We start from the raw sequence: 18673 nt of genomic DNA, 5'->3' as shown, positions 1-18673 counted from the left end.
GGCCGCGAGGACGCCGCCGCCCGCCACGCCCGCCTGGCGCGCGCCGCCCTCGACGGCATCCTCGCGACCGGTGACGGCAGCGCCGACCGCCCGTGGTCGGTGCTGCGCATCAGTGACGAGTACGACGTCGTGGACAGCCTCGGCACGCGTCCGGTCAGCCAGGGACTGCTCGCCGACGGGCCGCGGCGGGTCGACCGCATCGAGTGCCAGGACGGGCGCACCCTCCACTTCGACGTCACCCGGGTCCCCGGTGCCGCGGTCCGTGCCTGACCGCCGCGTCGTCGCCGCCGCCGCGACGCTGCTCGCCCTCACGGCGGCCGGCTGCTCGGACGACCGGCCGGACGAGCCGGCGACGGGCACGGGCGCCGACGCCGGGCCGGGCGGCACAGGGGGGAGCGCGGCCTACGAGCTCGTCGCCACCGACGACCTCTCGGTGAGCCCCGACGGCGACGAGGTGCTGGCCGACTGCTGGAACGGCATCTGCCGCTGGGACGCCACCGACGGGACGCTCGAGCTCGTCCCCGACCGCGGCTCGGTCGCGGTCGCACCCGACTGGTCGACCGTGGCGACCGTCGACGACGGCACGGTGGTGCTGGAGGACCTCGACTCGGGCGAGCCGGTCACCGAGCTCACCGGGCTCGCGGACGGCGACGTGGCCGACGGCTCACCCGTCACGGCCGTGGCCTACAGCCCCGACGGCGAGCTGGTCGCGGCGGCCGGTCTCGACGACGACGGCGACGAGCGACTGATGGTGTGGTCGGTCGACGGCGACGAGGTGGCCTCCCTCCGCACGAGCGGCGAGGTGCACCGGATCGCGATCTCGCCCGAGGGCAACCGGATCGCGACCGCGGGCAACGGCCCGGTCGAGGTGCACGACCTCGTCAAGGGCGACACGCTGGAGGTCTCCTCCGGGGAGGGCGGCACGGTGGCGTGGAGTCCCGACGGCTCCCTGCTCCTCGGCATCGGCGCCGACGGCCAGCCCCTCGTGTGGGACGCCGAGACCTGGACCCCTGTCGCCGAGCTCCGGGGCACGCGCCTGCACGAGGCGGCGTACGCCCCCGAGGGGAAGACGATCGCGCTCACGTCGCTGGACGAGACGTCCGTGACGCTGTGGGACCCGACCCGCGACGCCCGCCGCGCGAAGGAGCTCGATGGCCACACGGGCGCCCCCGGCGCGGTCGCCTGGTCGCCCGACGGCGCGGTCGTCTACGCCGTTGCCGCCGACGACGGCGTCCTGGCGTGGGACGCCGCCACCGGCGAGCGCGCCCCGACGGACTTCGAGCTGCCCGAGGGCCGCTAGGCGCCCCGGATTCGTCGATCGCGTCCACCCCTCACGTAGCCTCGACGCCGTGATTCGCTTCGAGAAGGTCACCAAGAGCTATCCCGGCCACCCCCACCCCGCCCTCGACAACGTGTCGGTCGACGTCGAGAAGGGGGAGTTCGTCTTCCTCGTGGGATCCTCGGGCTCGGGCAAGTCGACCTTCCTGCGCCTGGTGCTCCGCGAGTACCGCCCGACCACCGGTCGCGTCTACGTCGCCGGCAAGGAGATCAACCGGCTCGCCGGCTGGAAGGTGCCGCGGCTGCGCCGCGACATCGGCACCGTCTTCCAGGACTTCCGACTCCTGCCCAACAAGACCGTGACCGAGAACGTCGCCTTCGCGCTCCAGGTGATCGGCAAGTCCCGCAAGGAGATCAAGGACGTCGTCCCGGAGACGCTCGAGCTGGTGGGCCTGAGTGGCAAGGGCGACCGGATGCCCGACGAGCTGTCCGGCGGCGAGCAGCAGCGCGTCGCCGTGGCGCGCGCGTTCGTCAACCGGCCGATGATCCTCATCGCCGACGAGCCCACCGGAAACCTCGATCCCACCACCTCGGTCGGGATCATGAAGCTCCTCGACCGGATCAACCGTACCGGCACAACCGTCGTGATGGCCACCCACGACGCCGGCATCGTCGACCAGATGCGCAAGCGCGTCATCGAGCTCGACAACGGGCACGTCGTGCGCGACCAGGCGCAGGGCGTCTACGGCCACCAGAACTGACGCCGGGCCCCGGCCCTGACCCGATCCGCCTCCCCGAACGAATCGAGACCCCCACTCCATGCAGCTCCGCTACGTCTACTCCGAGCTCGGCCAGGGCCTGCGACGCAACCTGACGATGCACCTGGCGGTGATCCTCACCCTGGTCGTCTCGCTGACGCTGGTGGGCATCGGCCTGCTGTTCCAGCAGCAGGCGACCCGGGCGGCCGAGCACTTCGGCAACCAGCTCCAGATCACGGTCTACCTGTGCCGGCTCAACGACTCCAACCCGGTCTGCCCCAACCCGGTGACCGAGGCGCAGAAGACCGAGATCGAGGCCGTGGTCAAGGACAACCCGGAGGTGTCGAGCTATCGCTTCGAGTCCAGCGAGGTGGCGCTCGAGAAGGCGAAGGAGCTCTACGGCGAGGAGCTGTTCTCCGGCGACAACCCCGCGCTGACGGCCGAGGACATGCCGCAGACGATCTGGATCACGCTCGAGGACCCGGAGCAGTACGAGGGCATCAGCAGCGCGGTCCAGGGCCTCGACGGCGTCTCGCGGGTGCGGGACCTGCGCGAGCAGGTCGGACCGATCCTCGCGACCATCACCAAGATGCGGACGTACGCACTGGGCACGGCGGCGCTGCTGGTGCTGGCGGCCCTGCTGCTGGTCGCCAACACCATCCGCCTCGCCGCCTTCGCGCGCCGCAAGGAGATCGGCATCATGCGGCTGGTGGGCGCCTCCACGCTCTACATCGCGCTGCCGTTCCTCCTCGAGGCGCTGGTCACCGCACTGATCAGCGTCGCCCTCGCCATCGGGGCGCTGGCGGCGTTCCTGCGCTTCGCGATCGGCGACCTCCAGCAGAACCTGAGGTTCGTGCCATGGATCGGCTGGAACGAGTTCTGGCTGGCCGCCGGGGCCGTCGCGATCCTCGGTCCGCTGTTGACATTGCTCCCGACACTCGTGTTGACGCGCAAATACCTCAAAGTCTGATCGCCGGAGGTTAGCGTCTAGTCGTCCAACCGGCCTGGCGTCGGGAGGACACCCTTCCCCGCTTCCCCGACGCAAAGGCTTCCCCGGTGCGTACCTTCCCCCGTGCCGCTCATCGCCCTGTGGCTGCAGCTCTCGTTGCAGTCATGGCGCTGGGTGTGTCCGCTGCTCATGCCGACGACCTCAAGGACAAGAAGAACAAGGTCGAGCGCGAGCTCAAGGGCGCCCACCAGGACCTCGACGAGTCCAGTGCCCAGCTGCGCAAGGCAGCGGCCCGCCTCCAAGCCGCCCAGGAGCAGCTCGATGTCGCCAAGACCCGGCTCGCCACGGCGCGCGGCAAGGTGGAGGTCGCCGCCGAGCGCGACGCGCAGATGCAGGCCGAGCTGGCCGCGGCCGAGGCGGAGCTCGCCGCCGCCGAGGCCGCCCTCGCGCAGGGCCAGGTCGACCGCGACGCCCAGCGCGAGAAGGTCGCCCGCACCGTCACCGACATGTATGCCGAGGGCGACCCCGAGCTGATCGCGTTCTCCTCCCTCCTCGACGCCGACTCCACCGAGGAGCTCACCCGACGCGACGGTGTCCGTGACGTCGTCATCGGCCAGGAGGCGCGCGAGTACGACGAGCTCAAGGCCGCGGAGGTGCTCCTCAAGGTGCGCGAGGACCAGGTCGCCGAGGCCCGCGACGCCGTGGCCGTCAAGCGCGAGGCTGCCGCCGAGCACCTCGTGCTGATGCAGTCCCTCGAAGCCGAGGAGCAGGCGGCCAAGGACTCCGTCGTCTCTCTCGTGATCGAGCGCCGCGACGCCCGTGCGGGGGCCAGCGAGGCACGTTCGAAGGATCTCTCCAAGCTGCGCAAGCTCGAGAAGGAGCAGCAGCAGATCGAGGAGATGCTGCGGAAGCGCGCCCTCGCCGCCCTGCGTCGCCAGCGCGCGGAGGCGCGTGCCAATGCCCGGTCGAACCCAGCCACCCCGAGCCCGGGCCTGCTGGCCTACCCGGTCGAGGGCTACGTCACCTCGCCGTTCGGCTACCGGACCCACCCGATCTACCACTACTGGGGCCTGCACGACGGCGTGGACTTCGGTGGCGGCTGTGGCACCCCGCTGCGCGCCGCGGCGCCCGGCAAGGTCGTGTCGTCCTACTTCAGCGGCGTCTACGGCAACCGGCTGGTGATCGACCACGGCGTGCTCGGCGGCAAGGGCATCGCCACGATCTACAACCACGCCAGCGGCTACAACGTCGGCGTGGGCGACACGGTCCAGGAGGGCCAGGTCATCGGCTTCGAGGGCAGCACCGGGTGGTCCACCGGGTGCCACCTGCACTTCACCGTCATGGCCAACGGCGAGGCCGTGGACCCGATGAACTGGCTCTGACCGACCAGAACGGATTGGACACGCTCTGGGACAATGGACCCATGGCGAAGGAGCAGGGCCAGAAGATGGTCGCGCAGAACAAGAAGGCGCGCCACGACTACCACATCGAGGACACCTGGGAGGCCGGGCTCGTCCTCATGGGGACCGAGGTGAAGTCGCTGCGCCAGGGGCGCGCGTCCCTCGTCGACGGCTTCGCCGAGATCGACAACGGCGAGGCGTGGCTGCTGGGCGTGCACATCCCGGAGTACAGCCAGGGCACCTGGACCAACCACTCCGCCCGCCGCCGCCGCAAGCTGCTGCTCAACCGGTCCGAGATCGACAAGATCGAGCGCAAGATCACCGACAAGGGCTACACGATCGTGCCGCTCGCGCTCTACTTCAAGGACGGCCGCGCCAAGGTCGAGATCGCCCTCGCCAAGGGCAAGAAGTCCTACGACAAGCGCCACACGCTCGCCGAGCGCACGGCCAACCGGGAGAAGGTCGAGGCGGTCCAGCGGCGGCTCAAGGGCCATCGGGATTGAGGCCGGGACTGAGGGCGCGGGCTTGACTCCCGTCGACTTCGCGCAGGCCCTCGGCCTGCCGGGCCTGATCGACCTGCACACCCACTTCCTGCCGCCGCGAGTGATGGCCAAGGTCCGCGCGCAGTTCGACGCCGCCGGCCCGCTGATCGGCCGGCCGTGGCCGCTGCACTACCGCGACGAGGACGACGCGCTCGTCGCGGTGCTCCGCTCCTACGGCGTACGCCGCTTCACCGCGCTGCCCTACGCCCACAAGCCCGGCATGGCCGAGTTCCTCAACGACTGGGCGGCCGGGTTCGCGGAGCGGGTGCCCGAGGCCGCGGTGTGCGGCACGTTCTTCCCCGAGCCCGGCCTGACGGCGTACGTCGCCTCCCGCACGGCCGCCTCGTCCCAGCCGGTCGAGGTCTGGAAGGTGCACGTGCAGGTCGGCGCGTTCGACGTCACCGACCCGCTGCTCGACGAGGCGTGGGGCGTCGTCGCGGACGCCGGGACGCCGGTGGTGCTGCACGCCGGCAGCGGCCCCGTGCCGACCGAGCACACCGGTCCCGGGCCGGTGGCGGAGCTGCTGGCGCGCCACCCGCGGCTGCGGCTGGTGATCGCCCACGCGGGGGCGCCGGAGTACGCCGAGTTCCTGACGCTGGCCGAGACCCATGAGCGGGTGGCGCTCGACACGACCATGGCGTTCACGCCGTTCTTCGAGGAGATGGGCGGCGCCTACCCGCCTGACCTGCTGCCCCGGCTGCGCGACCTCGGGCTGGCCGGGAAGGTCCACCTCGGCAGCGACTTCCCCAACATCCCCTACCCCTACGTCGTCCAGCTCGAGGCGCTGGCCCGGCTGGGCCTGGGGGAGGAGTGGCTGCGCGCCGTGTGCTGGGACAGCTCGGCCGCCCTCCTCGGCTGAGCCCGCTTGCGCCGCCCGAGCGGTGTGCCACCCACACCTCTGGCCGTCGGAGGGTGGCTGGGCCACCGCCCGGGGGCGTGTCGTACGACGGCGCGCCGGGGAGCGGTGTGCCACCCACGTCATCGGCCGTCGGAAGGTGGCTGTGCCACCGCTCCTGGACTGGACCAGGCGCCGACCCGAGGCAGGAACCTCTTGACGCGGGATATGTAAGTGCGCTGAACTAACTAATGTGACACCGCACACACCGGTCGGCCGCCCGCTCCGTCCCCGGGGCAAGCTGCTCCAGGAGGACGCCCGCCGCCACCACCGCTCGCTGCTGCTCCAGCAGCTCTTCCGTGAGGGCCCCGCGAGCCGCGCCGACCTGGCGCGCTCGAGCGGCCTGACCCGGGTCACGGTGTCCGACCTGGTGGGGGAGATGCTCGCCGAGGGCTTCGTGGCCGAGCTCGGCGCGCCCGCAGAGTCGCGGGTCGGAAAGCCGCCGACGTTGGTCGGCCTCGCCGCCGACTCCCACCACATCATCGGCCTCGACCTCTCCGAGACCGACCGGATGTCGGGCGCGGTCGTCAACCTCGCCGGCACGGTCCAGGCGCGGCACGAGGTGCACGTCGACGGCGCGGAGGGGGAGCGGGCGGTCGAGCTCGTCCTGGCCCTGGCCTCCCAGCTGATGACGATGACGGACCGCCCGGTCCTGGGCGTCGGCGTCGGCAGCCCCGGTGTCGTCGACGCCAACGGCACCGTCGTCGACGCGCCCAACCTCGCGTGGACCGACACCCCGCTCGCCGCCCGGCTCGCCGAGACGCTCGACGTGCCGGTATTCGTCGCGAACGACGCCAACACCGCCGTCCTCGGCGAGCACACCTTCGGCGAGTCCGGCGACGGCGGTCTGATGGTGCTGCGGGTCGGCACCGGTGTCGGCGCCGGCCTGGTCCTCGGCGGCTCGCTGCTCCACGGCCACCTCGGCGCCGCGGGCGAGATCGGCCACGTCGTGGTCGACCCCGACGGTGAGCGGTGCGCCTGCTCGCGCACCGGCTGCCTCGAGACGCTGCTCGCGGCGCCGCGGCTGCGGCGTCGCGTCGCCGAGCCCGGGGTGGACGGCCCGGCCGTGCTCGCCGAGGTCGGCACCCGGCTGGGCGAGGTGCTGGCGCCGGTCGTCGCCGCGCTCAACCTCCACGAGATCGTGCTGAGCGGCCCCGCGGAGCTGCTCGACGGACCGCTGCTGGACGCGACGGACCGGACCATCCGCGAGCGGACGATGCCGATCAGCTCGACAGGGCTGGCCGTCCGCACCTCCAAGCTCGGGGAGGACGTGGTGGTCGTGGGAGCGGCCGTGCTCGTGCTCGCCGGGGAGCTGGGCGTCTCGTGAGCGCCCCTCGTCCCCTCTTGGGAACCCACTGGAAGATCGATGGAAGGAACACTGTGGTGCGCATCAGGAAGTCCTTGACCGGGGTGGCGGTCGCCGCGCTCGCGCTGACGACGCTCGCCGCGTGCGGCAGCGATGACGACGGCTCGTCCACCGACGACGACGGCGCCGAGTCGGCCGACATCCGCGTCTGGCTCAACGGCACGGACACTCCGCAGGAGGCCCGTGACTGGTTGAAGAAGACCTTCGAGGACGACAACCCGGGGTCCACGCTGACCATCGAGCAGCAGGAGTGGGACGGCCTGGTCGAGAAGCTCACGACCTCGCTCTCCAGCGAGTCCGAGACCCCCGACGTCGTGGAGATCGGCAACACCCAGGCGCCGACGTTCACCTCGGCGGGCGCGTTCTCGCCGCTGACCGACGAGCTCGACGACCTCGGCGGCGACGACCTGCTGCCCGGGTTCGTCGAGGGTGCGACGGTCGACGGAGAGACGTACGCCGTGCCGTACTACGCCGGCTCGAAGTACATCTTCTACCGCAAGGACCTCTTCGAGAAGTCCGGCATCGAGGTCCCCACGACGCTCGACGAGTTCGTTGAGGCGGCCGCCACGCTGAAGAAGGACAACCCCAAGCCGGCCAACTTCTCCGGCTTCTGGTTCCCGGGTCAGGACTGGCGCAACGGCGCGGCCTTCGTGTGGTCGGCCGGCGGCGACCTCGCCGTCGACGACGGCGGCGAGTGGACCGGGTCGCTGTCCTCGCCCGAGTCGGTGGCGGGCCTGGAGATGGCCCAGCAGCTCTTCACCGAGTCGTCGGGGGCGCCCAAGGACGGCAACGAGGCCGACCCGTGGACCCCCTTCTGCGCGGGCGAGGTCGGCATGATGTCGACGCCCGGCTGGGTGAAGGGCCTCCTCGAGGACCCCGAGACCGGCTGCCCGGACGGCCACGCCAAGCAGGTCGGCGTCTTCGCCCTGCCCGGGCCGGACGGCGAGCCCGCGCCCGTGCTGCTCGGCGGCTCCGACATCGCCATCGCGGCCAAGTCGGCCAACCAGGACCTCGCCCAGGAGGCGGTCGAGCTCATGCTGAGCGAGGACTACCAGACGCTGATGGCCGAGGCCGGCCTCACGCCTGCCCGTACGTCGCTCGCATCGCTGCTCGGCGACGACGAGTACGCCGAGGCCACCGTGGCCGCGGCGTCCAACGCCAAGCTCACGCCGGCCGCTCCGGGCTGGGCCACGGTCGAGGGCTCACGGGCCCTGGAAGACCTCTTCAGCGCCATCGCCCAGGGCGGCGACGTGGAGGAGCTCGCAGCGAAGACCGACGAGCAGATGAACAGCCAGCTCAACGGCTGAGGCGTCGACGACCACCGGTGGGGGCGGCGCCAGCCGCTGCCCCCACCGGTGCGCGCCCGCGCGACAATCACACCGGCACCGGAGAGGAGGACCGATGAGCAGCACGCTCAGCGACACGACCCGTGACACCTCCCAGGAGCCCGCGACCGGCACGGCCCCCCGTCGCAGCCGCGCCACCGTGCTGCCGTACGCGCTCCTGGTGCCGGCCGTGCTGGCACTGGGGGTGGCACTGGGCTACCCGCTCGTGCGCCAGGTCGTGCTCTCCCTGCAGGACTACGGCCTCGCCCAGCAGTTCGGCCGACCTCCGGAGTGGGTCGGCGCCAACAACTACCGCACGCTCGTCGCCGACGGCTACCTGTGGCGGGTCACCCTCCGCTCCATCGCCTTCTGCCTCGTCAACGCGGCGCTCACGATGGCGATCGGCGTCGGCCTCGCGCTGCTGATGCGGCACATGTCGCGCGGCGTACGTCTCCTCGTGCAGACCGGGCTGCTGCTGGCGTGGGCGATGCCGGTGGTCGCCTCGCTCACGGTGTGGCAGTGGCTCTTCGACACGCAGTACGGCGTCGTGAACTACGTCCTCACCGGGCTCGGCCTCGACTTCGAGGGCCACGGGTGGCTCCTGCGGCCGCTGTCCTTCTTCTTCGTCGCGACCGTGATCGTCGTGTGGATGAGCGTGCCGTTCGTCGCGTTCACGGTCTACGCCGCGCTCACGCAGCTGCCCGAGGAGCTGATGGAGGCCTCCGAGATCGACGGCGCGGGTCCGGTCTCACGCTTCCGCCACGTCGTGCTGCCCACCATCCGCCCGGTCCTGCTCGTCGTGGGCCTGCTGCAGATCATCTGGGACCTGCGCGTCTTCTCGCAGATCTACATCCTCCAGAAGGCGGGCGGCAGCGCCCGCGACACCAACCTGCTCGGCACCTACATCTACCGGCTCGGCATCGGCGGCGGCGAGTTCGGCTTGTCCGCGGCGGTGGCGATCTTCATGCTCGCCCTCACCGTCGTGCTGACCGCGCCCTACGTCCGCGCCATGCTCCGACAGGAGGGAGAGGCACGATGAGCCGGCCGACCCGACCCGCCCTGCGCATCACCGCCAACACGCTCGGTGTCCTCGCGTTCCTCGTCTCGGCCTTCCCGGTCTACTGGATGGTCAACAGCTCGTTCCTGGCGCGCAACGAGATCCGCAGCCCGACCCCGACCTGGGTGCCCTTCGGCGGCGACCTTGACAACTACCGCACGGTCTTCCGCACCGACCAGTTCCTCGACGCGCTCCAGGTCAGCCTCATGGTCACCGGCCTCACGATCACCGTGGCACTGCTCTTCGCGTTCGTCGCTGCCGTGGCGGTGAGCAGGTTCCGGTTCCGCGGTCGGCTGTCCTTCATCATCACCCTGCTGGTGATCCAGATGATCCCGGTGGAGGGGCTGTTCATCAGCCAGTACAAGATGCTCGAGACGATGGACCTGCTCAACACCGTCGTCGGGCTCACGCTGGTCTACGTCGCCGGCGTGCTGCCGTTCACGATCTGGACCCTGCGCGGCTTCGTCGCGGGGGTGCCGTACGAGCTGGAGGAGGCCGCGATGATGGACGGGTGCACGCGCGTGCAGGCGTTCTTCCGCGTCACGCTGCCGCTGCTAGCCCCCGGCCTGGTCGCGACCGGCGTCTTCGGCTTCATCCAGGCGTGGAACGAGTTCACCCTCGCGCTCGTGGTGATGACGCGTGAGGACCAGCGGACGCTGCCGCTGTGGCTGTCGACCTTCACCGACGTCAACCGCGGCACCGACTGGGGCGGGATCATGGCCGGCTCCACCCTCATCGCCGTGCCCGTCATCATCTTCTTCCTCGTCGTGCAGGGCCGGATGGTCAGCGGGCTCACCGCGGGCGCGGTGAAGGGATGAACCTCACCCCACGACGTTCTTCTCCTCCGCTGCGCTCCCCCGAACAACGCCGCGGGGACCCCGAGGCGACCCAGTCGACCGAGAGTCGCACCGATGACCTCCGCGCCCTGGCGCTGCGGGTGCTGCTGCCCGGCTTCGCCGGCACGACGCTGCCCGACGACTACCGCGCGCTGCTCGAGCAGGGTCTCGGCGGCATCTGCTACTTCGGCAGCAACACCGCCGACGGCCACGCCGCCCTCGCCGCCCTCAGCGCCGAGATCCGCGCCGCCAACCCCGCCGCCGTGGTCGCGGTGGACGAGGAGGGTGGCGACGTCAGCCGGCTGCACACCCGCGAGCCGAGCCCCGTGCTCGGTGCCGCGGCCCTCGGCGGCGCCGCCGACCTCGAGCTCACCGAGGCCGTCGGCCGCTGGGTGGGCCACGAGCTCGCGTCGGTGGGCGTCACGCTCGACCTCGCCCCGGACGCCGACGTCAACAGCGACCCCGACAACCCCGTCATCGGCACCCGCAGCTTCGGCGTGGACCCCGAGCAGGTCGCCGCCCACGTGGCGGCCTGGACTCGCGGACTCCAGTCCACCGGTGTCGCGGCGTGCGCCAAGCACTTCCCCGGCCACGGCGACACCGCCACCGACAGCCACCTCGACCTGCCCCGCATCGACGTCGACCCGGACACCCTCGCGGCCCGCGAGCTGGTGCCCTTCGACGCCGCGGTCGAGGCCGGCACCGCGGCGGTGATGACCTCGCACATCGTCGTGCCCGCGATCGACCCCGACCGTCCGGCGACCCTGAGCCCGCTCGTGCTCGGCATGCTGCGCGAGGTGCTCGGCTTCGACGGCGTCGTCGTCAGCGACGCGCTGGACATGGCCGGTGCGTCCGCCGTGCTCGGCATCCCCGACTCGGCCGTCCTGGCCCTCGCCGCCGGGTGCGACCTCCTCTGCCTCGGCCCCGACAAGCCCGCCGCGATGGTGCTGGAGGTCCGCGACGCGGTCGTCGCTGCCGTCGCGGACGGCCGCCTGGCCCACGACCGGCTCGCGGACGCCGCCGGTCGCGTCGCCGCGATGCGCGTGCCCGCGACCGCGACCCACCCGGAGCTTCCCGACGCCTCCCGACAGGCCTCTGCGGCCGCCTCCGCGACGCGGGTAGACGGCGCGCTGCCCGGCCTCGCCGGCGCCGTCGTCGTCAGCGTCGACACCGCGGCCAACATCGCGGTCGGCGATGTGGCGTGGGGCCTCCCGGCGGACCATCGCCTCGACCCGGGGTCGCTGGCGGACGGGCTGCCGGACGCGGTCCCGGGCGGCGTACCCCTCGTCGTGCAGGTGCGCGACGCCGGCCGACGCCCCGAGGTGCTGGCCTTCCTGCGCGCGCTCGCGGAGGACGGGCGGCCCGCCGTCGTCGTCGAGTGGGGCTGGCCGTCGACCCACGACGTCGGCCTCACGACCATCAGCACGCGGGGCTCGTCCGCGCCGGGCGTCGAAGCGGTGACGCGGGTGCTGCGCGGGGCCGGGTGGACGCGGTGAACCCCGCACTGTCGGGCACGCGGAGCGTCGGCCTGGACATCGGTGGCACCAAGACGCATGGCGTCGTGCTCGGCGAGGACGGCACGATCCTGGCCCAGGTCAGGGAGTCCACCCGACCCGGCGCCGACGGGGTGGTCGCGACCGCGGAGCGGGTGTTCCATGCCCTCGCGCGGGAGAGCGGTCGGAGCCTGGACTGGCGCGTGGGTGTCGGCGTGCCCGGACTGGTCGACAGCGAGCGCGGGATGCTGCGGCACGCGGTCAACCTCGATGTGAACGGCGACGACCTGCCGCTGCGCGACCTGCTGGCTGAGCGTCTCGGCGTGCCGGTGGTCGTGGAGAACGACGTGAACGCCGCCGCGCTCGCCGCCTGCGCGCTGGTCGAGGCCGACGACGTGGTCTACCTCAGCGTCGGCACGGGACTCGCGGCCGGGCTCGTCGTCGACGGCCGGCTGCGTCGCGGCGAGCACGGAGCGGCCGGCGAGATCGGCCACCTGCCGGTCGATCCCGCGGGCGAGGCGTGCGGCTGCGGCCAGACCGGCTGCCTGGAGACCATCGCGTCGGGCCGGGCCCTCGCGAGGGCCTGGCCCACCCCCGACGGACCGCCCGCCGCGGCACTCTTCGCGGCCGCCGCCGCGGGAGACCCCGCGGCCGTGGCCGTGCGCGACCGCTTCTGCTGGGGCGTGGCCAGCGCGGTCCGCGCCCTCGGCCTCACGATCGACCCCGAGCGCATCGTGCTGGGCGGCGGGGTCGCCGAGGTCGGCGAACCGCTGCGCGAGCAGGTGGTCCGCCAGCTGCGGTCGCTGGGGGAGGGGTCGCCGTTCCTCGCCTCGCTCGGCCTCGCCGACCGGCTCAGCATGGTGCCGCTGCACTACCCCGTCGCCGCCGTCGGCGCCGCGCTGGTGGCAACTCGTTAAGCCCGGTCCACCCATCTCTCGCCTGCTGCGCGACGACATGCGGGCGCGCTGGCCGCGTTGTCGCGCGCTCGACGGGCCTAGCGGCCCGCCTTCGGCCCTCCGCCTTGCCATCACACCCGCCTGACGCCGCTCGCGACGGCGTCGATAGGTGGCACGGGCTAGGTTGTCGCCGTGGAAGCCGGTACGTGGATCGACGTCCTGCTCGTCCTCGCGTTCATCCTGGTGGGCGGTGTGTTCGCGGCGACCGAGATCGCGCTGGTCTCGCTGCGCTCCGGACAGGTGGAGCGCCTCGACACCCAGGGGGGCCGCGGGCACGCGGTCGCCTCCCTCGCCCGCGACCCCAACCGGTTCCTCTCGGCCGTGCAGATCGGCGTCACCGTGGCGGGCTTCTTCTCAGCCGCCTTCGGTGCCTCGACGCTCGCACCGTCCTTCGCACCCGTCTTCGAGGGCCTCGGCACCCCGGCGCCCGACGCGGTGTCGCTGATCGTGACCACCCTCGTCGTGTCGTACCTGTCGCTCGTCCTCGGTGAGCTCGTGCCCAAGCGGCTCGCGCTGCAGCGCTCGGTGGGGGTCGCCAAGCTCTTCGCGCCGCCGCTCGGCAAGTTCGCCACCGTGATGACACCGGTCATCTGGTTGCTGTCGCTCTCGACCAACCTGCTCGTCCGCCTCCTCGGCGGCAACCCCGACGCCGCCGGCGACGAGGTCGACGAGGAGGAGCTGCGGATGATGATCTCCGGCCACGAGGACATCCCCGAGGGCGAGCGACGACTCGTCGACGACGTCTTCGAGGCCGGTGACCGCTCGCTCAGCGAGGTGATGAAGCCGCGAGGCGACGTCGTCTTCCTCCGCGGCGACATGAGCCTTGCCGAGGCGGTCGCCGTCATCGTCGAGCAGCCCTACACCCGCTACCCGGTGACCGGTACGTCGTTCGACGAGGTGCTCGGCTACCTCCACCTGCGCGACGTGCTCGGCCGCGCGGACGACAGCTCGACGCCGGTCGCCGACATTGCCCGCGAGCTGCCGGTGCTGCCGCGCACCAACCGGGTCCTGCCCTCCATCGACCAGCTGCGCAGCCTCGGCGCGCACATCGCCCTCGTGGTCGACGAGTACGGCGGCACCGACGGCATCGTCACCCTCGAGGACCTCATGGAGGAGCTCGTCGGCGAGATCCACGACGAGTACGACACCGACGCCGAGACCGCCGCGTCCCAGGACCCCACGACCGTGGACGCCGGGCTGACGATCGAGGAGTTCGCCGAGCGGACCGGCGTCGCGCTGGAGGACGGTCCCTACGAGACCGTCGCCGGCTACGTGCTCCACCGCCTCGCGCGGATGGGCGAGGTCGGTGACTCGGTGGTGGTCGAGGACCGTCGCCTCGAGGTCGTCGAGATCGACGGCCACCGCATCACGCGCGTACGCCTGGGCGCCGCGCCTGCCCAGTCCGGCGACACGGGAGAAGCCGACGGGACGGACGAGCACGTGGCTGGGCCGACGCCCCAGCAGCAGGCGTTCGCCGACCACTTCAGCTCGTGGGGGCTCTTCCTGCCCGACGACGCCGTCGCCGCGCACCGCGACGGGCACCTCAAGGGCCACGGCTGGTCGGTCCGGTTCCTCTGGCGGGAGGACGGCACGCTCCTGGTGCGGGCTGGTCACCGGACGACCGACGAGCGCCTGTTCGGGATCGCCCCCGACGGCAGCGACGTACCGACCGGGTGGGAGGTGCCGCACGGCGGCGTCCTCCTCCCTGTCGGGGCCACCGACCAGGACAAGGACGACGCGAAGGCCAGGCACGCCGCGGCCTGGGGTGAGTACACCCAGGCGCTTCGCGAGGCCGGGCTCGAGTTCGATCACGACGTCCCCGACGACCTGGCGGTGGGCAACGACCGCCAGCTGTGGCGCCTCGACGACGACACGTGGCACTCCGAGCCGCTGCGCCCGACGGAATAGCGTTCGCGATCTGTCGGTTGGGACCAGTAGGCTGGAGCCGTGGGCTCGGGCCTGCTTGACAACACAAGAGGGGCTGATCGGTTTCGACTTGGGACGTTAGTTCCAGGGGAAGCGGGTCGAGAAGCCAGCGTCATCTCGTAAACGATCGCTGGAAATCCATAGTTGCCAACACCAATCGCAACGACTTCGCTCTCGCTGCCTGAGCAGTGATCGAAGGGTCTGACCGGGCACCCGTCTCCGTCCCGGATCCAGGCCTCATCTAGGGGACTTGCTGGTCACTCTCTGTCAGGAGGGGTGACCGGGACTCAATCCTGACTGGGCCTGTCGGCGACGTGTCTGTGCGAGCGCCGGGGCCGAGAAAAGCGACAACACTGACTGCACCCGGAGAAGACCTGGATCGACGCTCGAGGACCGGGGTTCGATTCCCCGCAGCTCCACAAGGGGGTCTTCGCAGAAATCAGCGGAGATCTTCCGCAGAATTGCCGGTCCCGGCGGGTCACACCACTGGGAGCCAGCCCTCTTGAACGAGAGCCGTCCCGACACCCGTCGGGGCGGCTTTCGTGCGCCTTGGGCCACCCGCGACGTCTGGTTGGTCATGGCGGACTTCAGAGGTTTGAGCGCGAGGTCGGGAGCCGCGGATAGCCTCCACCTGTGAAGGCAACTGATCTCGCCAAGGTCCGAACAGCACCGGCACGACCCTGTTAATGCGGATTCTCTACGGGGGCGGTGCATCGGCGGACCGAGCGCTCCTGGTCGGGGGACGACAGCTGTCTTTCTGGGGCAGCGATCTCCTCCTGCGAGCCAGAGATACGCGCGGCCCTGCCTATGGTTGTGTCTGTCAACTGCCCGCCCCACGAGCAGCGGTTCGCCCCGACCCAGGCGGACCACGCAGTTCCTGCGTTTAGGAGACGGATGAGTCACGACGGAGCCCGCGGGCTCACGGCCAATCAACTGAAGTTGAGGGAGTTCCGCGAGCAGTTCACCCGGTCCACTGAGTTCGGAGCCCAGCTTCTTGCGTATCTGACTCGCTCAGGTTGCGGCGTCTGGCGTCTCGAGCGGGACAGCCTGGATCGGAGGCGCTGGTGGCTGAACATCACGTTGTCCGAAAATGTCGCGGAGATGTTCGACGCACATCTCGAACTTCAACTGGTCTACGCGGAGTACGACCGCGTGGAACCTCGACTGCTTGAACTCGCTCAACAGCGAATTCGTAAGGATCCCCGGGTCGACCCGGGACTATTCGTCTTGGCCACCTGCGACCCGTCCGTCGATCGGATGGTCCGCCGGCGCCGAGGAGAATTTGCKGTCATCGATCTGGACCTTCGGAACCTAGGAAGTGATCAACCAGAGGTCCGGCATCGGATGGCTGAGGTCCTGACCTCTGTCGATCACTACGACATCACAGCGCCGATCAAGGACCCGAGTGGTTTCTTCGGCCGCCAGGCTGAATTTGACCGCATGATCTCGGCGCTGGATCGGGGTCAGTCAACTGGCGTTTTTGGCCTGCGCAAGGCAGGTAAGACCTCGCTCCTGAACTTAGTGGCAGGTAAGAGACGCGAGGCCGCTCGGCCGGTCGTCACAGTCGACATCAGCGGTCTGAGTGACGCCGATGACTTCAGGCGACGGTTCGTCGAGGGTGCGTTCAAGGCCGCTCAGGACCTGAAGGCAGGTGACCAAGACTTCAGTTCGCTTCCTCGTCTGAAGACCCTCAGCTCGACAGGAGACTCCAGGGGAGGAGTGTCGACTCTCCGCTCGCACTGGCTGAAGGACATCGAGCTGATCATCGACTATGTGGGCGACCATCTAGAGGTCTTCATCGATGAAATCGACCAGGCGTATCCGGCTCGGTCGTACCTGGGACCTGAGGAAGCTCAGCACCTACTCATCGCCCTGACCCAGTTGCGAGGTCTGATCCAAGGGGCTGATGACCGCTCCGGGATCGTTCTGGTGTGCGCAGGCACTGATCCCGCCTTGTTCGAGCGACCGCTACTTCCTTCCGGTGCGGACAATCTCCTTTACAAACTCGTCCGCCTGATGTTCCTGTCTCCGATGAGTCGAGACGAGATGGCAGAAATGGTTCGTGACCTCGGCCGAAGGATGGGTATCCGAATTCGAGAGCACGCCGTGATCGACTACCTCTTTGCCGAATACGGCGGCCACCCCTTACTCAGCCGCAAGGCGTGCTCGCTAGCGAGTGCTGAGCGCCCGAAAGGCGACGTGCCTTGGCACTTGTTGCTGCCTTCCGTACTGCGAGCGGCGAACGCTCGTGGGGAAGGAACGCCGCTGCAGCAGTCCGCTGAAATCCTTGACTCCTACTCCGAGTGGTTCCCAGAAGAGGCGGTGTACCTGAGGTCTCTCTGGTCTCCAGACCTCGATGAACGCAACGTGGCACGAATGTTGCTCGAGGAGGATGGACGACATGTCGCGCACGCCGCCCCGTATGGCCTGTTGATACCCGACTCGCTGACAGCCAGGATCCGATCTGTAGAGAGGTCCATGCGTGACTTGGCTGCCGAGTGACAGGGAGTGGATCGAGGACGTTGCAGGGCTAGTTTTCGACGGAGCGATCCTGCTGACACGAGGACTGCCGAGGTCAGGGAAGACATCCCTCGCCAAAGCCGTCGCGGACGAACTCGGGGAAAGTGCCATTTTCGTGTCGGGCAGAGACTTCGATGAGAAGTTTCAGGTCACTCGACGCGATGAACTGCGGCGAACAGTCGCGGACACAGTCGCCCGATGTGGTGTTGCTCAAGTCGTGTTTGACGATTATGGGAGAGCTATCCGGCGGTCGGGTGGGGGCGCGCTCCACTCGATGCTGTATGGGTTGCTGGTAGACGGTCCGGTTGCGCAGGACGTCGGCGCACTGCTCACCAGCCGATTCGGAGACGATCTAACGCTTCGATTCTCGGGTAGCCCTCTGCTGAGTCGAGCGCGAACGATTTCGCAGCCGGTGCTCCAAGAGAAGGATGCCGAAAGCCTCGGGCTCAGCTGGGGTGATCTGATTCGACTCACCGGGACCGCCACCTCACTTGCGCGGCGGTTGGATGCGGCGAGTTCATCGACTCGGGCGTATCAAGTCGTCGAGTACCTGAAGGCCGACGCCCACGCGATTTCCAATGATCTGCCGACGTCTGCAATCGAGGTTCTTCTTGGAGCGAAGGATCACCGGGAAGCAGATAGCTTCGCCCAACAGGCGCTCCTGTCGCTCGGCTCCTTGAACGAAGATGGTGTGTTCGAGTTCGCGCAGGTTGTGGAGGAATCCGAGCTGTGTGCTGAGGTCCAAGTTCGAGCTCCTGGGTGGCCACCATCGCAGGCAGAGTCAGTGGAGCAGTTCGCCGAAATGCTCGCCGGGGCCGAGTACGCTTACTGGGTCGACCGCTACATGTGTGCGGATCCCGCTGCGCTCAGAGCGTTCCTCCTCGACCTGAGGAAGCGAACCGGTGCCCGGCTTCGCTTGCTGACCTGCGAAGATCGCGACGTCTTACGGTTCGATGATCGAGTACGGGACGAGATCGCGTCGATCGACGACGTTGAGATTCGACTGATGAAGTACTACGACCGTGCGGATCTGCATGATCGGCACCTCGCTCTTCCTGGGTTCGGTACGGGTTTCGTGCTTCCCACGTCCGGCGTCATCACGGGCAGAGACGCTCCAGGCTCGGCGATCGCAGTACGTATGCCTGCGCTTCCTGTCGACTACTCGGAGTATTGGAAGAGAGCGACCCCGGTGGCATAGGCACTTCCGGGCCGGCTCACGCGAGGTCGCGGCGTGACGACGGGTTGCCAAGACGGCCCGCCCGGGTGTCCCGCCATCTGCAGGCGTTCCTGATCATTCAGTCGATGGGTGCTGGTTTCGAGCACGGCGGGTGCGACGCCCCGATCGAGTTCGCAGAATCTGATGCCTGACCTG

15 protein-coding genes, 1 other RNA gene and 1 pseudogene are annotated in these 18673 nt (G+C 69.9%); all 17 read left to right on the top strand.

Features of this window, described 5'->3' with window-relative positions:
• Window positions 1-270: pseudogene (locus ACXJKB_RS20090) on the top strand (DUF4919 domain-containing protein); the annotation flags it as partial.
• Window positions 263-1300, top strand: a complete 1038-nt coding sequence (locus tag ACXJKB_RS20085) for a WD40 repeat domain-containing protein (protein WP_457191536.1) — start codon at window positions 263-265, stop codon at window positions 1298-1300. The pseudogene ACXJKB_RS20090 and the gene ACXJKB_RS20085, both read left to right, overlap by 8 nt.
• 49 nt (window positions 1301-1349) lie before the next feature.
• On the top strand, window positions 1350-2039 hold the full coding sequence (ftsE, locus tag ACXJKB_RS20080) for a cell division ATP-binding protein FtsE (RefSeq protein ID WP_300046307.1): 690 nt from the start codon (window positions 1350-1352) through the stop codon (window positions 2037-2039).
• A 58-nt stretch (window positions 2040-2097) separates the two neighbouring features.
• Complete coding sequence (gene ftsX / locus ACXJKB_RS20075; RefSeq protein ID WP_457191534.1) at window positions 2098-3006, top strand: permease-like cell division protein FtsX; 909 nt, start codon at window positions 2098-2100, stop codon at window positions 3004-3006.
• A gap of 143 nt (window positions 3007-3149) precedes the next feature.
• Window positions 3150-4367: a peptidoglycan DD-metalloendopeptidase family protein gene (locus ACXJKB_RS20070; protein ID WP_457191532.1), complete on the top strand. Its 1218-nt coding sequence runs from the start codon at window positions 3150-3152 to the stop codon at window positions 4365-4367.
• 41 nt (window positions 4368-4408) lie between these two features.
• On the top strand, window positions 4409-4888 hold the full coding sequence (gene smpB, locus ACXJKB_RS20065) for an SsrA-binding protein SmpB (RefSeq protein WP_191196367.1): 480 nt from the start codon (window positions 4409-4411) through the stop codon (window positions 4886-4888).
• 22 nt (window positions 4889-4910) lie between these two features.
• A complete protein-coding gene (locus tag ACXJKB_RS20060; RefSeq protein ID WP_457191529.1) occupies window positions 4911-5786 on the top strand; it encodes an amidohydrolase family protein in 876 nt (291 codons plus the stop codon).
• 229 nt (window positions 5787-6015) lie between these two features.
• The gene (locus tag ACXJKB_RS20055) at window positions 6016-7149 is read left to right on the top strand and encodes an ROK family transcriptional regulator (protein ID WP_457191527.1); all 1134 of its coding nucleotides are present in this window, start codon (window positions 6016-6018) and stop codon (window positions 7147-7149) included.
• Between the two features lie 56 nt (window positions 7150-7205).
• Window positions 7206-8495 (top strand): extracellular solute-binding protein, encoded by a 1290-nt coding sequence (locus ACXJKB_RS20050; RefSeq protein WP_457191525.1) that lies wholly within the window; start codon window positions 7206-7208, stop codon window positions 8493-8495.
• A 94-nt stretch (window positions 8496-8589) separates the two neighbouring features.
• A complete protein-coding gene (locus ACXJKB_RS20045) occupies window positions 8590-9552 on the top strand; it encodes a carbohydrate ABC transporter permease (RefSeq protein ID WP_457191523.1) in 963 nt (320 codons plus the stop codon).
• Window positions 9549-10388, top strand: a complete 840-nt coding sequence (locus ACXJKB_RS20040) for a carbohydrate ABC transporter permease (protein ID WP_457191521.1) — start codon at window positions 9549-9551, stop codon at window positions 10386-10388. The genes ACXJKB_RS20045 and ACXJKB_RS20040 overlap by 4 nt, the downstream gene beginning before the upstream one ends.
• A complete protein-coding gene (locus ACXJKB_RS20035) occupies window positions 10385-11902 on the top strand; it encodes a glycoside hydrolase family 3 protein (RefSeq protein WP_457191519.1) in 1518 nt (505 codons plus the stop codon). The genes ACXJKB_RS20040 and ACXJKB_RS20035 overlap by 4 nt, the downstream gene beginning before the upstream one ends.
• Window positions 11899-12816 carry an ROK family protein gene (locus tag ACXJKB_RS20030; RefSeq protein ID WP_457191517.1) on the top strand — a complete coding sequence of 306 codons (918 nt, stop codon included), beginning with the start codon at window positions 11899-11901 and terminating at the stop codon, window positions 12814-12816. Before ACXJKB_RS20035 ends, ACXJKB_RS20030 begins: the two co-directional genes overlap by 4 nt.
• A 171-nt stretch (window positions 12817-12987) precedes the next feature.
• Window positions 12988-14763, top strand: a complete 1776-nt coding sequence (locus ACXJKB_RS20025; protein WP_457191515.1) for a hemolysin family protein — start codon at window positions 12988-12990, stop codon at window positions 14761-14763.
• A 69-nt stretch (window positions 14764-14832) separates the two neighbouring features.
• Window positions 14833-15203, top strand: a transfer-messenger RNA (tmRNA) gene (ssrA, locus tag ACXJKB_RS20020).
• Window positions 15204-15675: 472 nt separating this feature from the next.
• A complete protein-coding gene (locus ACXJKB_RS20015) occupies window positions 15676-17283 on the top strand; it encodes a hypothetical protein (RefSeq protein ID WP_457191513.1) in 1608 nt (535 codons plus the stop codon).
• Window positions 17264-18499, top strand: a complete 1236-nt coding sequence (locus ACXJKB_RS20010; RefSeq protein WP_457191511.1) for an AAA family ATPase — start codon at window positions 17264-17266, stop codon at window positions 18497-18499. The genes ACXJKB_RS20015 and ACXJKB_RS20010 overlap by 20 nt, the downstream gene beginning before the upstream one ends.
• Window positions 18500-18673: the final 174 nt, after the last annotated feature.

It is taken from the genome of Nocardioides sp. P5_E3 (genome assembly GCF_054049275.1).
This window is presented reverse-complemented; position numbering and strand designations above follow the sequence as displayed.

Excerpts from the sequence above, each read along its gene's own strand:
- ftsX (WP_457191534.1), top strand. The coding sequence starts at position 2,098 with ATGCAGCTCCGCTACGTCTACTCCGAGCTCGGCCAGGGCCTGCGACGC.
- ACXJKB_RS20070 (WP_457191532.1), top strand. The coding sequence starts at position 3,150 with ATGGCGCTGGGTGTGTCCGCTGCTCATGCCGACGACCTCAAGGACAAG.
- smpB (WP_191196367.1), top strand. The coding sequence starts at position 4,409 with ATGGCGAAGGAGCAGGGCCAGAAGATGGTCGCGCAGAACAAGAAGGCG.
- ACXJKB_RS20045 (WP_457191523.1), top strand. The coding sequence starts at position 8,590 with ATGAGCAGCACGCTCAGCGACACGACCCGTGACACCTCCCAGGAGCCC.
- ACXJKB_RS20040 (WP_457191521.1), top strand. The coding sequence starts at position 9,549 with ATGAGCCGGCCGACCCGACCCGCCCTGCGCATCACCGCCAACACGCTC.
- ACXJKB_RS20035 (WP_457191519.1), top strand. The coding sequence starts at position 10,385 with ATGAACCTCACCCCACGACGTTCTTCTCCTCCGCTGCGCTCCCCCGAA.